The sequence below is a fragment of the Hymenobacter sp. HSC-4F20 genome, from assembly GCF_019599275.1.
GTDB lineage: Bacteria > Bacteroidota > Bacteroidia > Cytophagales > Hymenobacteraceae > Hymenobacter.
This window is the reverse complement of sequence record NZ_JAHZTD010000027.1, coordinates 1-452: the sequence shown is the minus strand read 5'-3', so window position 1 is coordinate 452 and position 452 is coordinate 1. Positions and strand designations below refer to the sequence as shown.

At 34.1% G+C, this 452-nt stretch carries 1 protein-coding gene; it reads right to left on the bottom strand.

Going from position 1 to position 452, the window contains the following annotated elements:
• The coding region (locus tag K3G63_RS22565; RefSeq protein WP_220616412.1) for a hypothetical protein at positions 1-390 on the bottom strand (390 nt) is incomplete at its 3' end.
• Between the last annotated feature and the right edge of the window lie 62 nt (positions 391-452).

Below are 452 nucleotides of genomic sequence, written 5' to 3'. Positions count from 1 at the left end.
CAAACCACCATTTTCCCACATCAGTGTAGTGAATTTTCGTTTATCCAATCCAACCAATTCACTTTTAGAAAACTTGCCCCTGGGTATAAGTATATTCATCTTATCTGTAAATGACATCTTTGATATTTTACTGCTGTCGGCATAAAGAATATCAAATAGCATTTGCTCGTAAAAATCTAATGATGATTTAGAAATATAATTCACGGCAGCTTTACCATTACTTTCTTCTATAGCAGATTTATACTCGAAGAAAGCCCATGAAACTTTTTCAGCTTCTAACTCTTTGAGCCTGTTATTCTCTTCAATTTCATTGGCGATTGGGGTGGGTGACTGGCAAGATAGTACTGTTGTTAATATCAAGATGCATATGCAGCCTCTAATAGTAACCATTCTAATTAATGTTAGAGGATTCGAATATTTGTTCATAAGATTGAAGGCATACATATAAATGC